At 62.3% G+C, this 17830-nt stretch carries 14 protein-coding genes and 1 pseudogene; 7 read left to right on the top strand and 8 right to left on the bottom strand.

The genetic code is table 11. From position 1 onward, the window contains the following. Nucleotide 1 precedes the first annotated feature (1 nt). Together WS70_RS21675 and WS70_RS21670 are read right to left on the bottom strand one after the other, a co-directional pair. A complete protein-coding gene (locus tag WS70_RS21675; RefSeq protein WP_059473140.1) occupies nucleotides 2-943 on the bottom strand; it encodes an alpha-E domain-containing protein in 942 nt (313 codons plus the stop codon). A 61-nt stretch (nucleotides 944-1004) separates the two neighbouring features. Further along, nucleotides 1005-2420, bottom strand: coding sequence for a circularly permuted type 2 ATP-grasp protein (locus WS70_RS21670; protein WP_059473161.1), 1416 nt, complete (start codon nucleotides 2418-2420; stop codon nucleotides 1005-1007). 735 nt (nucleotides 2421-3155) lie between these two features. Between WS70_RS21670 and WS70_RS21665 the strand changes: the two genes are divergently transcribed. From WS70_RS21665 to WS70_RS33120, 5 genes and pseudogenes are all read left to right on the top strand, one after another. Beyond that, entirely contained in the window at nucleotides 3156-3788 is a 633-nt protein-coding gene (locus tag WS70_RS21665) for a nitroreductase family protein (protein WP_059473139.1), read from the top strand. A gap of 70 nt (nucleotides 3789-3858) precedes the next feature. Further along, the gene (locus tag WS70_RS21660) at nucleotides 3859-4350 is read left to right on the top strand and encodes a hypothetical protein (RefSeq protein WP_059473138.1); all 492 of its coding nucleotides are present in this window, start codon (nucleotides 3859-3861) and stop codon (nucleotides 4348-4350) included. 520 nt (nucleotides 4351-4870) lie between these two features. Further along, a complete protein-coding gene (locus tag WS70_RS21655; RefSeq protein ID WP_059473160.1) occupies nucleotides 4871-5971 on the top strand; it encodes a lytic polysaccharide monooxygenase in 1101 nt (366 codons plus the stop codon). A 249-nt stretch (nucleotides 5972-6220) separates the two neighbouring features. Beyond that, a pseudogene (locus tag WS70_RS21650) lies at nucleotides 6221-6631 on the top strand (helix-turn-helix domain-containing protein); the annotation flags it as partial. Nucleotides 6632-7220: 589 nt separating this feature from the next. Beyond that, nucleotides 7221-7946: an MFS transporter gene (locus WS70_RS33120; RefSeq protein WP_236861878.1), complete on the top strand. Its 726-nt coding sequence runs from the start codon at nucleotides 7221-7223 to the stop codon at nucleotides 7944-7946. A 67-nt stretch (nucleotides 7947-8013) separates the two neighbouring features. Here WS70_RS33120 and WS70_RS33115 read toward each other — a convergent pair whose 3' ends face one another. Continuing rightward, nucleotides 8014-8226, bottom strand: a complete 213-nt coding sequence (locus WS70_RS33115) for a hypothetical protein (RefSeq protein WP_226382938.1) — start codon at nucleotides 8224-8226, stop codon at nucleotides 8014-8016. A 178-nt stretch (nucleotides 8227-8404) separates the two neighbouring features. Between WS70_RS33115 and WS70_RS33110 the strand changes: the two genes are divergently transcribed. After that, nucleotides 8405-8575: a hypothetical protein gene (locus tag WS70_RS33110; RefSeq protein ID WP_226382937.1), complete on the top strand. Its 171-nt coding sequence runs from the start codon at nucleotides 8405-8407 to the stop codon at nucleotides 8573-8575. Between the two features lie 180 nt (nucleotides 8576-8755). Next, the gene (locus tag WS70_RS21640) at nucleotides 8756-9451 is read left to right on the top strand and encodes a TetR/AcrR family transcriptional regulator (RefSeq protein WP_059471380.1); all 696 of its coding nucleotides are present in this window, start codon (nucleotides 8756-8758) and stop codon (nucleotides 9449-9451) included. 225 nt (nucleotides 9452-9676) lie between these two features. Here the strand turns inward: WS70_RS21640 and WS70_RS21635 are convergent, their stop codons facing one another. From WS70_RS21635 to WS70_RS21615, 5 genes are all read right to left on the bottom strand, one after another. Further along, nucleotides 9677-11179, bottom strand: coding sequence for a DHA2 family efflux MFS transporter permease subunit (locus tag WS70_RS21635; protein WP_059471351.1), 1503 nt, complete (start codon nucleotides 11177-11179; stop codon nucleotides 9677-9679). Nucleotides 11180-11664: 485 nt separating this feature from the next. After that, complete coding sequence (locus tag WS70_RS21630) at nucleotides 11665-13044, bottom strand: MmgE/PrpD family protein (RefSeq protein WP_059598065.1); 1380 nt, start codon at nucleotides 13042-13044, stop codon at nucleotides 11665-11667. Next, complete coding sequence (locus WS70_RS21625; protein ID WP_059471353.1) at nucleotides 13041-13862, bottom strand: ABC transporter ATP-binding protein; 822 nt, start codon at nucleotides 13860-13862, stop codon at nucleotides 13041-13043. The genes WS70_RS21630 and WS70_RS21625 overlap by 4 nt, the downstream gene beginning before the upstream one ends. Continuing rightward, on the bottom strand, nucleotides 13862-14836 hold the full coding sequence (locus WS70_RS21620; protein ID WP_226382936.1) for a FecCD family ABC transporter permease: 975 nt from the start codon (nucleotides 14834-14836) through the stop codon (nucleotides 13862-13864). Before WS70_RS21620 ends, WS70_RS21625 begins: the two co-directional genes overlap by 1 nt. A 163-nt stretch (nucleotides 14837-14999) precedes the next feature. Continuing rightward, complete coding sequence (locus WS70_RS21615) at nucleotides 15000-17174, bottom strand: TonB-dependent siderophore receptor (RefSeq protein ID WP_226382935.1); 2175 nt, start codon at nucleotides 17172-17174, stop codon at nucleotides 15000-15002. Nucleotides 17175-17830: the final 656 nt, after the last annotated feature.

Below are 17830 nucleotides of genomic sequence, written 5' to 3'. Positions count from 1 at the left end.
CTCAATCGAAGTTGTAGGCTTGGGCGATTTCGAGGCCGAGACTATTGTTCTTGGCGATGAAATCCGTCAGGAACTCGTGCAGCCCGCTCTTGAAAATGCGTTCGACCGAGTTGCCCTCCAGCGACCGCTTGATTTTGGCGGCGGTTTCGTGACAACCGTGCGTGACGCCGTAATCTTTCGCGAGATGATCGAGGCTCGACACGACGCGTCCGTAGCAGTAGCGCAGCGAGCGCGGCATCCGTCCGTTGAGGATCAGATAGTCGGCAATGTTGAGCGGCTTGTACTGGACGTCGTAGACCCAGCGGTACGAGCGGTGCGCCGCGACACAGCGCAGGATCGACTCCCACTGGTAGTTGTCGAGGATCGTGCCGACGTGCGACACCGACGGCAACAGCAGGTGATATTTGACGTCGACGATTCGCGCAGTGTTGTCCGCGCGCTCGACGAACGCGCCGATCTGTGCGAAATCGAAGATCTCGTTGCGCAGCATCGTGCTGTAGAAGCTGCCGAGGATCAGCGCGGTCTCGCGCTTGATTTCGTCGAGAATCGCGGGCAACGCGCTCGCGTGGATCGGCTGCGCGAGCCCGCGCCTGATCGCGAGCCACGCGCCGTTCACGCTTTCCCATGCCTCGCGCGTGAGCGCCGTGCGCACCATCCGCGCGTTCGAGCGTGCGTATTCGATGCACGACAGCACGCTCGACGGGTTGTCGCGATCCCGCAGCAGATAGTCGGCAACGGTATCGGCCGCGTATGTTTCGTACTTCTGTCGATAGCCGTCGTCCGCGCCCGAGCTGACGAGCACCGACGACCATTCGGCCGGCGCATCCGACGTGCGCGTGAGCGCCATCCGCAATCCCGCGTCGACGATCCGCGCGGTGTTCTCCGCGCGCTCGATATAGCGATACATCCAGTAAAGGCCGCTTGCTGTCCGTCCGAGAAGCATGTTTGCCGTCCACTCCGATCGTTGTTCGGTGCGGCGCGCAGACGCGCCGCATGCGCATGCGTCAGTCGGCAAGCACCCAGGTATCCTTGGTGCCGCCGCCCTGACTCGAGTTGACGACGAGCGACCCCTCTTTCAACGCGACCCGCGTGAGACCGCCCGGCGTGATGCGGATCCGGTCGGACACGAGCACGAACGGCCGCAGGTCGACATGGCGCGGCGCGAGCCCCTTCTCGGTCAGGATCGGCGTCGTCGACAGCGCGAGCGTCGGCTGCGCGATGTAGTTCGACGGCTTCGCGCGCAGCTTCGCCGCGAACGCATCGCGCTCGGCCTTCGACGCCGCGGGGCCGACGAGCATCCCGTAGCCGCCCGAGCCGTGCACCTCCTTCACGACGAGCTCGTCGAGATGCTCGAGCACGTACTTGAGACTGTCCGCTTCCGCGCAGCGCCAGGTCGGCACGTTCTCGAGCAACGCCTTGCGACCGGTATAGAACTCGACGATCTCCGGCATGTACGAGTAGATCGCCTTGTCGTCGGCGATGCCGGTGCCGGGCGCGTTCGCGATCGTGATGTTGCCCGCGCGGTAGACGTCCATGATCCCCGCGACGCCCAGCACCGAATCCGGCCGGAACGTGAGCGGATCGAGGAACGCGTCGTCGAGGCGGCGGTACAGCACGTCGATCGGCCGAAAGCCCTCGGTCGTGCGCATCGCGACGCGATCGCCGATCACCTGCAGATCGCTGCCCTCGACGAGATGCACGCCCATCTGGTCAGCGAGGAACGCGTGCTCGTAATACGCGGAGTTGTGGATGCCGGGCGTGAGCACCGCGACGGTCGGATTGTCCGCGTTGCCGCCCGGCGGGCAAACGGCCGCGAGCGACTGGCGCAGCAGTTGCGGATAGGTTTCGACCGGCCGCACCTTCACCTGCTGGAACAGCTCGGGGAAGAGCTGCATCATCGTTTCGCGGTTCTCGAGCATGTACGACACGCCGGACGGCGTGCGCGCATTGTCTTCGAGTACGTAGAACTGATTTTCCGCAGTCCGGACGATGTCGACGCCGATGATGTGCGTGTAAACGTTTCCGGGCGGCCGGAAATCGATCATCTCGGGCAGGAACGCTTCGTTGTGCGCGATCAGATGCTTCGGCACGATCCCCGCGCGGACGATCTCCTGGCGATGGTAGATGTCGTCGAGGAATGCATTGAGCGCCATCACGCGCTGCTCGATTCCCTGCGACAGCCGATTCCATTCCTGTCCGGAAATGATCCGCGGCACGATGTCGAACGGAATCAGCCGCTCCGCGGCTTCGGCGTCGCCATAGACGGCGAACGTGATGCCGGTTTTGCGGAACACGCCCTCGGCGTCGTGCGCCTTCTGGGCCAGGCTCGCGGGATCCTGCGTGTCGAGCCAACGTTTCAAGCGCTCATATGGCACTCGTACGGTATCGCCGGGTTGCAGCATTTCGTCGAACGGCTTCATCGAATAGTTCTCCATCATTCACTCGGCATCTGTCTATGCCGAACCGGCGTAACGAGAGTAGCGAGCAAAGAGCGTGCCTTGTTCGAGTCCGATTCCCGGTTTGATTTGGCACTTTTGCGCGGCACGCCGCACCACGACGGTGCAGCGGCCGGTCGGCGGCATGCGCCGACTCGGCGCAGCCGGCGTCGCCCGCGTCTGTAGCGTGGCAGATTTCCGGCGCGTCTGTCTATGCGGGCGATCACTTCGGCATCCGATCGATTCAGCTGCTTTCATGGGTTAACTGGATAGTTATGCATCGACGAACGTGAGCGCGACCCGCGCCGGCGCGACGTTCCACGCGGCGAGCAAAGGACATCCATGAAAAGAAACGCATGTATCGCAGACGTGACGCCGCAAATCGGCCGGTGCCGAGCCGCTGGCAGATGCGCGATGGCCGGGCGCTCCGATAAAGCACCAACAGGAATCGAAGACTCGGACGATCGGCGGGAAAATTTCCTGACACGCACGAATGGCGGGCGCGCACAGTGATTGCCTCCGAGTCCCCCGAACCGGCAAGTTCTTACTGTCCCTGCCCGGTAATCCGCTCGACCGCTTCTGCGACCGACAAGGCGCCGCCCCGCCCGTCCGCCGCGCCGTCATCAAATTAACCCCACTCGCAAATGAGAATCGTTTGCATTTGAGTCGAAACTGTTCGATGATATGTTCCGTTCATCGACCGATACCGAAGCCTCGACCATGGATGCCATCGCCACCGCGACGCCCGCCCGCACCGCTGCCATCGCTGACGCCGACGACCCGCACGACTTGCTGCCGGGACTGCTGTCGCGCCGCTCCCGCTGGCCGCTGAACGAGCCCGCGCCGAACCCGCGCGAGCTCGACACAATCTTCGATGCCGCCCTCTGCGCGCCCGATCACGGCAATCTGCGCCCATGGCGCTTCGTCGTCGTTCAGGGCGCGGCGCGCTATGCGTTCGGCGATCTGCTCGTCGAGCTCGCCGATGCGCGCGCGCCCGACGATCCGCCCGGTTCGCACGCGCACCGCCGGGACAAGGCGCTCGCCGCGCCGCTCATCGTCGCGCTCGGCGCTGCGCTGAACCGCGCGTCGAAGGTGCCGGAAATCGAACAGCTGCTCGCCGTCGGCGCAGCCGCGATGAACATGCTGAACGCGATCCATCAGCTCGGCTACGGCGGCTTCTGGGCCACGGGCGTCGATTCGTACGAGCCGGCGATGCACGACGCGCTCGGCTTTGGCCTCGACGAACGGCTCGTCGGCTTTCTGTTCGTCGGCACGCCGACGGGGCCTGCGAGCAGCACGCGACGCCCGGATCGCGACGCGCACGTGCGCGAATGGCTCGGCCCCGCACGCTAACGGCCTTGCCGACCGACTTCATTGCGCGGCTCGCACATCGCGCGTCGCTTCGATTTCCGGGGGTTCCGTCATGAATTTCCATCATGCCGATCCGAGCGCCGCGCCGCTCGTCGACGCCGATGTCGCACCGCGCGACACCGACGCGGAGCGGATCGTCCTGACCGCGGTTCGCACATGGCTGCATCCCGCAGCAGCCGATGACGACGGCGCACGACGCGATCGACAATCGTGGCGCGACGTGCTGACCTCCGCCGGATTGCACGCCAACGGCCTTATGCATTTCGACATGCTGATGCGCTTCCTGACGTGCGACGCATGCCATCCGCTCGACACGCATTGCAGTTGCGCCAGCGAGCTCGCGAGCGACGAAGCGCGGCTCCTGCAAGCGCTCGCCCATCTGCAATCGACGCGAAGCGAAGCGGCGCTGCGCGCGCTCGCCGACTGGCTACCGCGCTGTGCAGACAGCGGCGTGCTGAAGATCGCGCGCTGGTTCTCGATTGCGCTGCTCGATGCGGGGCTCGCGATTCACCCGCCCGCGCAGCCAGCCGCCTACATGCACTGACTCGATCGACGAACGTGCCGCCGCGCGAACGATCAAGCGATCGCGCGCCGTCGATGATCGATTGCACCGTTCGACGCGCGTCGCACCCGCAATTCGGCGTCGCATGCTCGCCGGCGGCCGCGATCCCGCCGTCTATCGTCCGACACGCATGCAAGCGCGCGCCGTGAACGTCGCTCATCGAACGAATGCCGGACGCGCCTCCCTCGGTCAACCTCCAAAGTTTCGCCGTAACGTTCGCCGCCGCTGTGACGATAGGCTTGCAATCTCTCTGCTTGCGAATTTCTCTTCGGCATGGATCGAATGGCTCGACGGCGCCTATCTCTTGATGCACCGGCATCGCACGAATTCACCGCGCCTGCCATTTTTGGTAGGCCTACCGACGCGCCACGTCATCTACCATCCTGACGAAATCCCCGAAAGAAAGCTCGACGCCTTATATTTCGATATCCAAAATAATCGACGCACCTCCACCACGCTACGGAACGTGAACCGTGTCATTTTTCACCAGGAGGAACGCTACATGAAGTCGCTCTTCGATGCGCCGTCATCTCGCCACCGGGCGCATCGCGCCGCCACGCTCGGCGCCGCCGCTACGCTTGCCACTTCGCTCGCCGCGATGTTCGCGCCCGTCGACGATGCCGCAGCACACGGTGCAGTCGGCTTCCCGATTGCGCGTCAATATCAATGCCGCCTCGAAGGCGGCTACTGGGATCCGGCCGACGGCTCGGGGATCCCGAACGACGATTGCCGCGCGGCCTATCGGACCGGCAACAATTCGGCCTACCCTTTCACGCAATGGAACGAGGTGTCCGCAAATCCGGTCGGCCAGGGCAACGATCTCGCGCAATTGAAGGCGGCCGTGCCGGACGGCCTGCTGTGCGCTGGCGGCGACACGTCGAAGGCGGGCCTCGACAAAGCGCCGACGACGATCTGGCGCAAGACGCCACTGACGCCGCGCGACGGCCACGTCGAGCTCATGTGGGAAAACACGACGTCGCATAATCCGGCGCGCATGCGCGTGTTCATCTCGAAGCCGTCGTACGATCCGGCGCGGCCGCTGCGCTGGGACGATCTGCAGCAGATCTACGACGCGCCGGCTCCCGCACCCGTTCCCGCGAACGGCTCGGGGCATCTGCCCGGCTCGATCCAGTCGTTCTACAAGCTCGACGTGACGCTGCCCGCGGGCCGCACCGGAGACGCCGTGCTGTATAGCTACTGGCAGCGCATCGACGCGGGCAACGAAGGCTTCTTCAACTGCAGCGACGTGACGATCGCCGCGAACGAAAGCGCATCGGGCTTCCCGTGGATCGCGACGCGCGCGTTCATCGAGCCGGGTGTCGTGCCGCAAGCCGGTCAGCAGGTCCGCTTCCGCGTGATGGGCACCGACACGCGCGGCGCGGAAGTCGTCGACGTGCGCCAGCCGATCACACCGTCCAACGTCGATCGCAGCGTGTGGGCGAAGCAGATCGCCGATCAGGTCAACGGCCGCTACGGCAACGTCGCGCGGATCGGCGTGCGCTCAGGCAATACGATCTACTTCGACGCGACGAACCTGCGCGCGAACAAGATCTGGCTGCAGCCGAACTACAGCAGTGCGCTCGGCGTCGCCGGCGCGAAATAACGGCTGCCGTCCAACCGGACGGGCGACCGCGCGCCGCCGGCAGCCGGCGGCGCCGTCGCCGTACATAGCGTGCTTGCGGATATTCCCTCGATATCCGCATTGGGCGACGCATCTCGATCCTCGATGCGCCGCCCTTTTTTTGGTTCATTGCAGTAATCCGTGGAGGATTTGAGGGCGATTGCGTAACCTGAAGCCTGATTCCATGGATGTCAGGAGGGAAAATAGCTCGATCGCAAGGCACTTCAGACACTGGGCTGCTGGACCGGCTATCGGTTGGAGCGGGTGGAATGGCCGGAAGGAGACGGCCGTATGCTGTCGCTATATCTGAAGCCGGTCAGCGAAGTCATGCACTGCGAACAGTGCGGAGCGCGCTGCCAGCAAATCCACGAGACGACGGTTCGGCGAGTGCGCGATCTGCCGCTGTTCGAGTACCGAGTCGTGCTGCATGTCCCTCGCCGTCGGGTCTGGTGCGAACACTGCGGCGGCCCGCGACTGGAGAAGCTGGCGTGGCTGGGCCGCTACCAGCGAGTGACGGAGCGGTTCGCCAAGGCATGCGAGAAGCTGCTGCAAGCGGCCAGCGTGCAGGCGGTGGCAGCCTTCTACGATCTGGGGTGGTACACGGTCAAATCAATCGACAAGATGCGCTTGCGAGCGCGTGTGCCTTCGCACGAACGGGGCGTCGCACCTCTCGTCGAGTACAAGTCGAAGCCGCGCGCACTCCGCCATCGGCATCCGACAACCATTCCGCCGCGCTTCCGCCATACTACCCCGTTGCCAGGCGTACCCTGACATCGCCCTCGGTCGGCGGGCCCACGGCGGAAGCGCGGCTTGTCGCAGCTTGTCGCATCGTCAGCCCGCTCACGAACGTCGCGACCCGGCATTGAACAGCGACCAAGCGCACGACATCTCGATCCGTGTGCCGTGTTCGACATGCCCTGGAGCGGGCGCGTGACATCTTCAGTCTGGGTCGGTGTCATCTTAGGAATTGACCGACCGTTGGTCAATTATAGAATTCTTGTACTGTCAAACGATTTCCGCGAGGAGTTAAGGAATCCGACTTCGATGAACCGACACGCTGCGCCTCATTCGGCCGGGTTCGATATTTCACAGTGTTCAATCATCCGGATAACGGAAATCAAACGCCGTTCGAATTCTCAGTGAAGTCTGAAATTCGACTATGCGCCCCTGTCGAAGATCTCATGATCAATCATCAGCGACATTCCTGATCGCTCTGTTATTGGTGGGTTTCGTGACGATTTTGACCTTTGTTGTGGTCAGTGTCGCCATTGTCGATATCGATAACACATTGCATGCCAGCTACATCCAGCTCACCCCAATCATCGTAACCTACGAGCTATCGTTCGGGCTTTTGCTTATCACGGGAGGAAGATTCGGCGACCTGTTGGACCATCGCCGCACTTACCGGATCGGCACGCTGTGCTTCAAGGTTTCTTCGGTATTCTGCGGACTTTCCGCCAATGCCGGTTTTCTGATTGTCGACCGTTTTTTGCAAGGCTTGTCTGCCGCAGTACTTTTTCCGCAAATCTACGCAAGCATCCGTGCTGATTTCGACGATACCGACGCACGCAAGGCTTTTGGTTATCTGGGCATGACGCTTGGAGTGGTGGCGGTAACGGACCAGATTCTGGGCGGCCTGCTCATCTCGATCAATTTTCTCGACCTGCAATGGCGCACCATTTTCTTCATCAACGTCCCCATCGGCATGGTAGCGCTGTATTTTTCTCGCCAATTGAAAAACGTCCGGCCGATGCGGAAACAATCCCTGGACTGGATCGGCATTGCGCTGTCGAGCATCGGGATCTCCATCGCATTGCTCCCGTTGCTGATGATTTCCGTGTGGAGTTGGAATTTTCGAAGCAACGTCCTGCTATTGACGGGCCTCTTCACCCTATATTTTTTTGCACACCACGAAAACCGGTACGCGACAACGGACACGTCCCACTCGTGGGCATGAAACTCCTTTGTAACATGCCATTCGCGAAAGAATCGCTGCTGGTTATGTGCATCTATTTAAACGAGGCTCATTTACGCTGAGCTTCTCCATTCTTCTTCAATCCGGCCTGAAAATGAGTCCGTTTCAGGCCGGCATGATTTATGTTTCCACCAGTATCGGATTTTCGCTTTCTCCCCTGTTGATGCCGAGACTGGTCAATCGCCACGGCCCCTGGTTCATTTTTCTGGGCGCAATCCTGTATGCCGCGAGCTTCGTTCTCTTGATGATCGTGGTGATGCATATCCCGATTCCCCGGTTCCCGTGGCTCCTACTGCCCGCGCTGTTTGCACTGGGGCCCACTCAAGGTATGGTGATGACGCCGCTCCTGAGCATCGTGATAGCGACCGCGCACGGCGAGTTCGCGGGAATGGCGGCCGGGGGTTCTCTCCACTTTGCAGCAGCTGGGAGCCGCGTTCGGCGTGACCGCCGTCAGCACGATCATGCAGATTACGCTCAAGAAACTGTCGAACCTGGACGCGCTTCCTCCGCTTCAGAGCGCATTCGTCTACAGCATGCTGTTCAACCTCGCGACCGCCGTGATCGCCAGCCTGCTCCTGCGCACGTTGCCGGAACGGCCACAGCGCGTCTGAAGCGCCAGCGTTCCCCCGCCTCCCGACCTGGGCGTGCAACGCAGCGTTGATGCACGGAACCTCATCAGAACTGATTTTCATGCACAATTCGACCTGCGAAGGGTCATCAACGACAGGTTGGTTACAACCGTTTCATGGCCTAGACTTCTGACTTTTGCACACGAGCTTCCAATCTGCATGATGAGATACAAGACCAGCCAGCGCGAACAGGGAACGCCGAAATCTCCCCGCACCAAGCCAGCCGAGGTACGTTTAGACGAATTGATGGCCGCTGCGGAAAAGTTGTTCCTGGAGCAAGGCGTCGAGGCCACCACGATCAACGATATCGTCGAACTGGCCCAGGTCGCCAAGGGCACCTTCTATCATTACTTCGCATCCAAGAACGAATTGCTGACTGCCATGGGCCAACGCTACACGGCGCAATTCCTGGACCGCCTGAAACAAGCCGTCGACGCGTGCGCCGAGGACGATTGGTTAGGTCGACTTTGCACCTGGATCCGCACGAGCATCGAGGTCTACGTCGAGACATATCGCACGCACGACATCGTGTACACCGACCATCATCATCACAACCGCAGCAATCGCGAAAAGAACGCCATCCTCGACCAGTTACAGGACATTCTTGACGGCGGCGCGCGGGCAGGCGTATGGCAACTTGCGCAATCGCGCGTCACCGCCCTCCTGATCTACACGGGCGTACACGGCGTCACGGACGACGCGATCGCAGCTCAGGAGACGGATTGCTCCGAATTCGCCCGCGATGTCATCGCGGTCTGCCTGCGCATGGTCGGCGTTGCCGACGACGGGCAGCCGCCCAAGCCGCGCCGCCGGTCGCGCCAGGCAGCCGGCCGTGAAAATCCGGCCGACAATTCCTGAACGCTCATGCACGGAAAGCGTGCCCGGTTCCAGTCAGGCGTGCGCCGCGTCAACCACGATCAAGCAACAACGCGCCCGACTCGCCATTCAGCCCCTTGGTGGTTCCAGACAGTGTCGATTATTCGATATGCCAACGTTCTGTTGCACGCATAAACTGTCGTTCCTCGGCTACTGCGGCGAAGCAGCCGAGGTATCGCAACCATAACTGGAGCCTCTATCGACGCACTACTTGTTCGTCGGCACCACCTGGAGAGCGGGTCGCTCGGTATGAAAGAAGAGCAACAGGCATGCAATCAACAGGCAGACCACGCCGGCGCATGCCATCGCGAGTGCGAAACCGCCGGCCATGGCAGACCGATACAGATCGGAAACCCATGCTTGCTGCGTCGGCAACACATGGTCCAGCACTGCACTCCTCGCCATTCTTGCAGGATCGCTCGCGCCCGCCGCCGCGACCGAAACCGTCAGCTGGCGGACAGCGCAAACGCTCATTGCGCTGCCCAGCATGGCGATCCCCAAGGTCATTCCGGTTTGGCGCAAAGCGTTCATCGTGGCCGACGCAATGCCCGAGCGCTCCGAAGGCGCATACCCCATGACCATCATGCCGGTTGCGGGCACGGACAGCCCCATCCCCAGCCCCAGGACCGCAAAGACCAGCTTGATCACGGCATCGGACGTCCATGGCGTGAAGGAAACCATGATGCATAGCGCCAAGCCGACCAACGCGTAGCCCGCAACCATCAGCAATTTCAGGGAAAAACGCGCTGCGAGGCGACCGAACAAGAGCGATGCCGCTGCCATCACAGCGAACTGCGGCACGAGTTGCCAGCCAGCGAGCGCGGGCGCACTTCCTTTCGCTTGCTGAAGGTAGAGAGACAGAAAGAACAGACTGCTGTAGGCCGAGAAGCCAAGCGCAAACGACGCCAGATTCGCCAGTGCCAACGAGCGGTTGCGGAACAGCTGCACGGGAAACAGCGGCCGCGGGACACGCGTTTCGATCCAGACGAAGGCGACGAACCCCACCAGGGCGATGCTCAAAGGCTTCATCACCTTATCCGGAGAGGTGCCGTGCTCACCGATCCCGATCAGGCCGTAGCTGAGCATCCCCAACCACACCATGCTGAGCACCTGCCCCACCGGATCAAACGCCGCGTGATCGGGATGCTTGCGTTCCGGGATGCCCCATGCGCCGAGCAATGCCGCGGCGATGCCCAGAGGGACATTCACGAGGAAAACGCTCTTCCAGCCGACATTCTCGACCAAGAGCCCACCAAGCAACGGCCCGGAAATCAGCGCAAGCGCATTGAAGGCGGACCATCCGCCGATCGCGCGAGCGCGTTGGCGCGGATCCGGGAACGCATGAGTGAGGATGGGCATGGCGCCGGGAATCAGCAACGCACCGGCGATGCCTTGAATCGCGCGCCCCCACAGGAGCGTATCGAGGTGGCTTGCCGCCGCGCAGGTAATTGATCCAAGGACAAACAAAAGAACACTGCCAAGCCACACCCGCTTATGCCCATAGCGGTCCCCCAACGGCCCAGCCGACAGCATCACGGCCGATAGGGCTATGGCATACACGTTGACAACCCATTGCAGGCCGGCCAGATCGGCCCGCATAGCCAGTTGAAGAGTCGGCAGCGCGACGTTCACGATACTGATATCGATAGAAGCGAGAAATGTGCCTAGATAGGCAGCCGCGACTAAGGCGGAAAGGCGATATCTGTGCATGGCGATCCATTAGGTAGTCCGAAAGCAGTTCCTATGCTATATACTGACCGACCGTCGGTCAATAATAATCGCTCGCGATACCGTGAGCGTGGTCAAGACTGCAAACTCTTGTGCGCCAGAGGCGGCGGTCGATGCGGGTAGCCAGATGAGTGATTGAATCGGCGGCGCACCTGGATACGCACTAGTGTCACAGCCTGCGTCGAAACGTACCGCATCCCCGCCATCGTTTACACTCACCGCCACCATGATCGAAGCAACCGCGGAACGAACGCCATGTAGGATCTGCCGGAAGCGATGCAGGAGGGTGGGACACAGCCGGCACGTGGCAGCCTGGCCGTGCTCGTATCACGGCCTGCCAGCCCACTCGGGCGTGCACGGCGTCATCGACGACGCCATTGCAGCCCGGCAGAGGAATGCGAGCAAATCGCTCAAGACGTCGCCAGCGTGGCTGCGCCTGGTGGGTGGAACAGGAGAACCCTGGCTCGTCAGCCGTTACCGCCGATCATGCTGACAAGCATGTCGATGCTGGGAGCCCGCTCCAGGTCATCGACCAACGCCGCGATTTCTTCATGACGCGTGTGGAATCCCGCGCATGCTGACTGGCCGCAGCAGAGCCGGAACTTGTTGATCAGCTCTTCGATCTCTAGCGGGTTTTCCGGCCAGCCCTTCCCATAGGCAGCGTCGATCGAGAAGCACTCCACCTGCTGCTCCGTGATACTGAGGCGGCATTGATCGAAACGCTCGAATTCCGGAACTTCCACCAGCTCGATGCGCTGCGCCAGCTCGACCACCATGGTTTCGCGTGCGGCATCTGCATGGAATTCACTGGGCGTGGCACTTCCGCGCAGCAAAGCGTTGGCAGTGACGTACTGCGCGCTGAATTGGGCATCGATTTGCGCCGTATCCGACGGTTGGTAGTGAGCACCGCACACCATGCGCATGGTCGGCGAGACTTCGAGGCGGATGTCGCATGCGTCGAGCCTCAGCCCCAGCATGTCGGATTTGGCGGCCAGCAGTGAGTCGGTCAACGCGAGCAGAATGCTGCAGTGGGGGTATGCCTTGAAGCATGTATCCGCTCGTCCCAGGAACCGCACTCCCAGGTCCGCCGTGAGAATGGACAGATCCGGCTCGCCAGGGGCATAGAGATTGAAGAACCCGTTTTCGCCAGCCAATATCCGGCGCGGCCCGGTCACGCCCGCCTGTGCCAGAATGGCCGCCTCGATGGCATGGCGCGCGACCAGCCCCTGTCCGAAGCGCACCGCCATCACCTTGTCCTGGTAGTGCTGGAATGTGCCGACGCCGTAATCGAACGCGAGTCCGATGGCGTCGACATAGCGCTCCGCAGGCAGGCGAAGCAGTCGCGCTGCGATGATCGCCCCCGAAAACAGGCCCAATACATTGGAGTCGAAACCCCGGTAGAAAAAGCCATTGCCCTGCGCGGCGAGATTGATTCGTTGGCCGATGTCCTGACCGATCGCCATCGCGGCCAGCATCTCGCGCCCGCTGGCCCCGGTCATCTCTGCCATCGCCAACGCAACCGGCAGGTCCGACGAGCTCGGGTGCCAGCCGGGAGAAACGACGTCGCAGTAGTCCAACGCGCGGGCGCGCACCGCATTGACGAACGCAGCTTGACCGGCAGCCAGCCGCAGGTCCGAGCCAAGTACGGTTGCCTCCGAGCAGCCACTGTAGCGTTGCGCGAATTCAATGGCCTGCTGCACACCAGCCGCATCGTAACCGGCTGCCAGGCATGCCAGATGATCCAGGAGACGCAGGCGCTGGAACGCCATCACGTCTTGCGGGATTTGCTCGACATCGGTCGAGAAGGCACTCTGCGCGAGTATCAGGATAGGGTCGACGGTTGTCATGTCAGGGTCCTTTCTAGGACAGGCGAAGGGAAAGCAACTGCAGGTTCGACGTGCGGTCCGTCGACAATCACGTGCAGGTGACCTTGAGAGCAGTGCTCGACCCGCGCACGCACGCCGTAGACCTGCGTGAGAAGCGAAGGCGTGATGACTTCCCCGGGAACACCGAACGCCAGGACGCGGCCCTCGTGCAGCACGGCGACGTAGTCGGCAAACCGCAGCGTGTGGTTGAGGTCGTGACTGGCCATCAGCACGCACAACCCGCGCTCACGAGTCAGCCACCGCAACAGCGCCAACAGTTCGAACTGCCGCTGCAAATCGAGCGCGCTGGTGGGTTCGTCCAGCAGCAGAATGCGGGGGTTCCGAATCAGCGCTTGCGCAATCGAAACCAACTGACGCTGGCCGCCGCTGAGCGTTTGCAGTTCGCATTGCGCGATACCTTCGATCCGCAGCTGTCGCAGAAGCACGGCCACTGCATCCAGTTCATCCGCGGCGATGCGCCAGCCACCCTGCTGCTTGCACGCGAGCAGCAGGGCTTCAAGCACGCGCAACGCAGCGCCAGCAAAAATGTCCTGCGGCACGAACGCCGGGCGATTGGAATGCTGAGACGGCCAGAACTCGACGGGACGACTGTCGACCTGGATCAAGCCCGGTCCGTCGAGATCCCCGGCGATTCGCCGCAGCAAAGTGGATTTCCCGGCGGCATTGGCGCCGAGCAGCGCGGTTAGGCTGCCGGGTGGCAAGGGGCCGATGCCCACCCGGTCAAGCACCCTCCGCCCATCAAGCGTGGCGCCAACGTTTTCGATGCGCAGCAGTTCCATCAACGCATCCCTTTGCGCACGATCAGTACAAAAAACAAGGGCACGCCGACCAGCGAGGTGACGATGCCGATCGGCAACGTCTGCCCAGCAAGAACCACCTTGCTTGCCACCGAAGCCGCCGACAGCAACGTCGCCCCGCACAGCGCCGCGGCCGGCAGCAGGAACCGCTGGTCCTCTCCGACCAGCATGCGCGCAATATGAGGCCCGATCAGCCCGACGAAGCCGATAGCACCGACGAAGGAAACGCAGACGGACGCCAGGAGGCTGCTCAGCACGATGGTCCGCAACCGGAGTTTCGCTACCGGGACGCCCAGCGCGCCGGCACGGGCGTCCCCCAGGCGCAGCGCCGTCAAGGCCCACGCATTGCGCATGAACGCGACGAGTACCAGCAGCAAGGCGCCCGCCATGATGGCCAGCTGGATGCCGTTGGTACGGGTCAGGCTTCCCATGCTCCAGAACACCACAGCGGCCAGAGCCTGGTCCGGAGCCATATATTGCAGCCCCTGAAGCAACGCCGTGAACGCAAAGACAAGCGTGGTCCCCAAGAGGACGATCAACTCACTGCTCATGCCGCGCCATCGCGTCACGCGGTCGATGAGCAGAACCGCGCCCATGGCCATCACAAAGGCATTGACCGGAATGATGTACGGAACCAGTGCGGCGGGAAGGACGCTGACGCCCAGCACCAGGCCGAGTGCGGCACCGAAGCTGGCCGCGGCTGACACCCCGAGCGTGAACGGGCTCGCCAGAGGATTGTTCAGCACGGTCTGCATCTCCACGCCGGCGACAGACAGGCTGGCGCCCACCACCAGGGCGGTCAGCGCCGCCGGAATGCGGATGTCATGCAGCACCACCCGTACTACCTGGGAGGCACGCGGGTTCCAGAGCGAGGAGAACACCTTGTTCATCGGGTAATGCGCTGGCCCTACCGACAGATCGGCAAAGCTGCACAGCAGCGCCAGCAGGCCCAGCATGGCAAGCCACCGCAGGCGTCGCTGGACTGAGCCGGCGTACAACTGCCACATGCCGGATTGTTGAGACCCTTGGGCATGCTTACCCGCATGCGCCCCACTCGCCGACCAGGACGACGACTGCCTGCCTTCAGGCTTGGCAACTGCTACTTGAATGCGCGCCATGTCACCACCGATAGGAGAGCGTTGCGTTGATCACCCGGTCCTGACCGATGAAGCAGTACATCTCCGAGGTGCAACTGGCCACGTAGGACTTGTTGGTGAGATTGCTCACGTTGAGCGAGAGCGTCGCATCATGTCCGATGAGGTATCCAAGATCGTAGCTGGCAGCCAGATCAATCAGCGTTGCCGACGGCACCTTGAACGTGTTGCGCGGGTTGCCCCAGGTCGAACCAAGATACCGCGCGCCGCCACCTAGGCGCAGCCCGGCGAGCGCGCCCCTGAAACTGTAGTCCAGCCAGGCACTGGCAGAGTGGCGCGGTGTTCCGGCGGGTGATTTGCCTTGGTAGAGCGAATCGCTGACCAGGCTGCTGTCCAGGTAGGTGTAGCTGGCGATAAGATTCAGGTCGCGCGTCAACCTGGTAACCGCCTGCAGGTCCAGCCCGCGCGAACGCAACTCGCCAGCCTGCGTCCAGTAACCCAGGTGCAGTACGTCGCTCGACTTCACGTTGGTCTGGTTGGTCTGGAATAGCGCGACGGTCAGCATGGTGGTGCCGCCTGGAGGCTGGTACTTCACCCCCACTTCCGTTTGCCTCGCCTCCACCGGAACGAAAGCGTGCCCCTTGAAATCGGCACCCAGTTGCGGATCAAATGAAGTGGCGTAGCTGACGTAAGGCGCAAGGCCACTGTCGAAGACATAGCCGAGCCCGACACGTCCCGTCCACTTGCTGTCTTCTTGCCGGCGGGACTTCCAGACGGGCGAGTAGCTCCGCGAGGTGTCGTCGGTGCGGGAGCGGTCGTAGCGGCCGCTGAGCGTCAGCCGCCAGCGTCCGTAGACAATCTGATCCTGTGCGTATACGCCCACGCGCTGGAAATCCTGGCGCACGTTGTATGGCCAGTTGACGCGACTGTCAGTGAAATCCGGTGTCGCGTGGGGCCGATAGTTCACGGGGTCGTACGGGTCAAACAGTACCGGAGCCATCCGATACGAGTCGCTTTGCAGCCGCCCCGTCGCATAGTCCCCCCCCACGAGCAACCGATGGATGGTGGCTCCCAGGGAGACCTCACCGGCCAGGTTGTTGTCGAGTTGAAACGTGTGAGAGCTGGCCGGGGCGAGGCCATAGGTGCCCTCCAACGAGAGGTGGCCGCCCCGGTCCTGGTAGCCGTAGATCGACGTGCGCCGAATGTCCGAGTTGATGTACATGTAGCGCATGTTGCTGTTGAACGCCCAGCCGTTGCCAAGCCGATACGTAAGCAGTGAACTGATCGAGTCCTGCTTGCGTGACGACCCTTCGAAGTCCATATCGGTATAGTTGCGATTCCGCATCACCCCCGGATACCGGCTGCCGTTCAGCCCAAGCGCGGCCGCAGGCAGGCTGTTGTAATTCGGTATGTCCGGCTCCCACGAATGCGTCGCCAGGATCGTCCACGAAAACCGCTCATCGGGGCGCCAGGTCAGCGCAGGTGCGAGGTAGATGCGCTTGTGGCGCACGTCTTCGACCTGCCCGTGCTCATCCAGGCCCGTCGCGGTGAAGCGGTACAAGAACGTGCCGTTGGCGTTCAGGGGGCCCGTGCTGTCGACGCCAATCTGCAGGCGTCTGAAGCTGCCCGCTTGCATCATGATTTCGTGCGCGAATTCACGCTGCGGCCGCCGGCTGACCTGATTGATCACGCCACCGCCGCTCCCCTGTCCATACAGCGCGGATGACGGCCCGCGCAGCACTTCCACACGCTCCAGCGTGTACGGATCGATCTGCGGCGTCCAGGTCGACGTATTGCTGATCACGCGCAGCCCGTCCAGGTAGTAGTCCGCATCGATGCCACGGATGCGCGTGAGGTCCAGTTGCGCTCCAAAGCCGCCGTAGCTTTCGCTATTGACGCCGGCGGCATAGCGCAGCGCCTGGCTCGTGGTGGTCGGCTGTTGCGCCTCCATCTGCCGGCGGGTGACCACGGAGACCGACTGCGGCGTTTCCAGTACGGATGTACGCACCTTGGTCCCCACAGTGGCCGCCTCGGCCACATAGCCTCGCTCCGGCCCATTGTCTGCGCCGGGCTGCCGGCCGGTGACAGTAACGGTCGGCAGTGCAGGGGGATCCTCCTCTTGAATACGGGTAGTCGATGGATTGCTTCCTGCGTCCTCCCGCGCCCACGCGCCGGAAACGCCAGCGCAAGTTGCCAGCATCAGCGAGAGCGCGAAACGGCGGTGCGAAGACGAGTAGCGGGACCGAGCCCCCCCATCCGGTCGGCGGAGCCTGGTTCGAAAATGGCGTTGCATGTTTGTCCGTGCTGTCTCGAGTCAAAGGGTCGTTCGCCATGGGCGCCGGGTTGAGAGCGCATGCGCACCGCTGCAACCGACGGCCTTGACGAAAGACCTTCTGACAGGCGCGCGCCGGGAACGGGTGTACTTGCCATCCGGATAACCGTAATGGGAAGGAAGCGGCTCAAAGGGCTATTGACCGACCGCCAGTCGCAGTTAATAATAACCATTTTCATTTGCAAGTCAAGCAATGATGCACCACGTCGCGAGCAATAATTTGAGCCTCAATTGCAATTGACCGACCGACGGTCATATGTTAATAATTCTCACTCATAAAACAAACACAGAGGTGCGGAATGACATCTGGACGGATCATCGGCCTACTGACCGAAATAGGGCTGCAGCCCGAACTACTTCGAACAGCGGCGAGTGACTGGCAACTGCGAGCAGACCTCGGGTTGAGCTCGGCGGAAACGTTCGAGCTGCAACGGATGCTGGAGCAGTTGGGGTGCGTCGGCTTTTCGCTTTGGGGGACCCACGATCACTCGCTGCAGGAGCTGGAGCAACTGATCGACTCGGCA

Origin of the sequence: Burkholderia mayonis (assembly GCF_001523745.2) — a bacterium.
Taxonomy (GTDB): Bacteria; Pseudomonadota; Gammaproteobacteria; order Burkholderiales; family Burkholderiaceae; genus Burkholderia; species Burkholderia mayonis.
The sequence above is the reverse complement of the archived record's forward strand: the minus strand, read 5'-3'. Positions and strand labels throughout refer to the sequence as shown.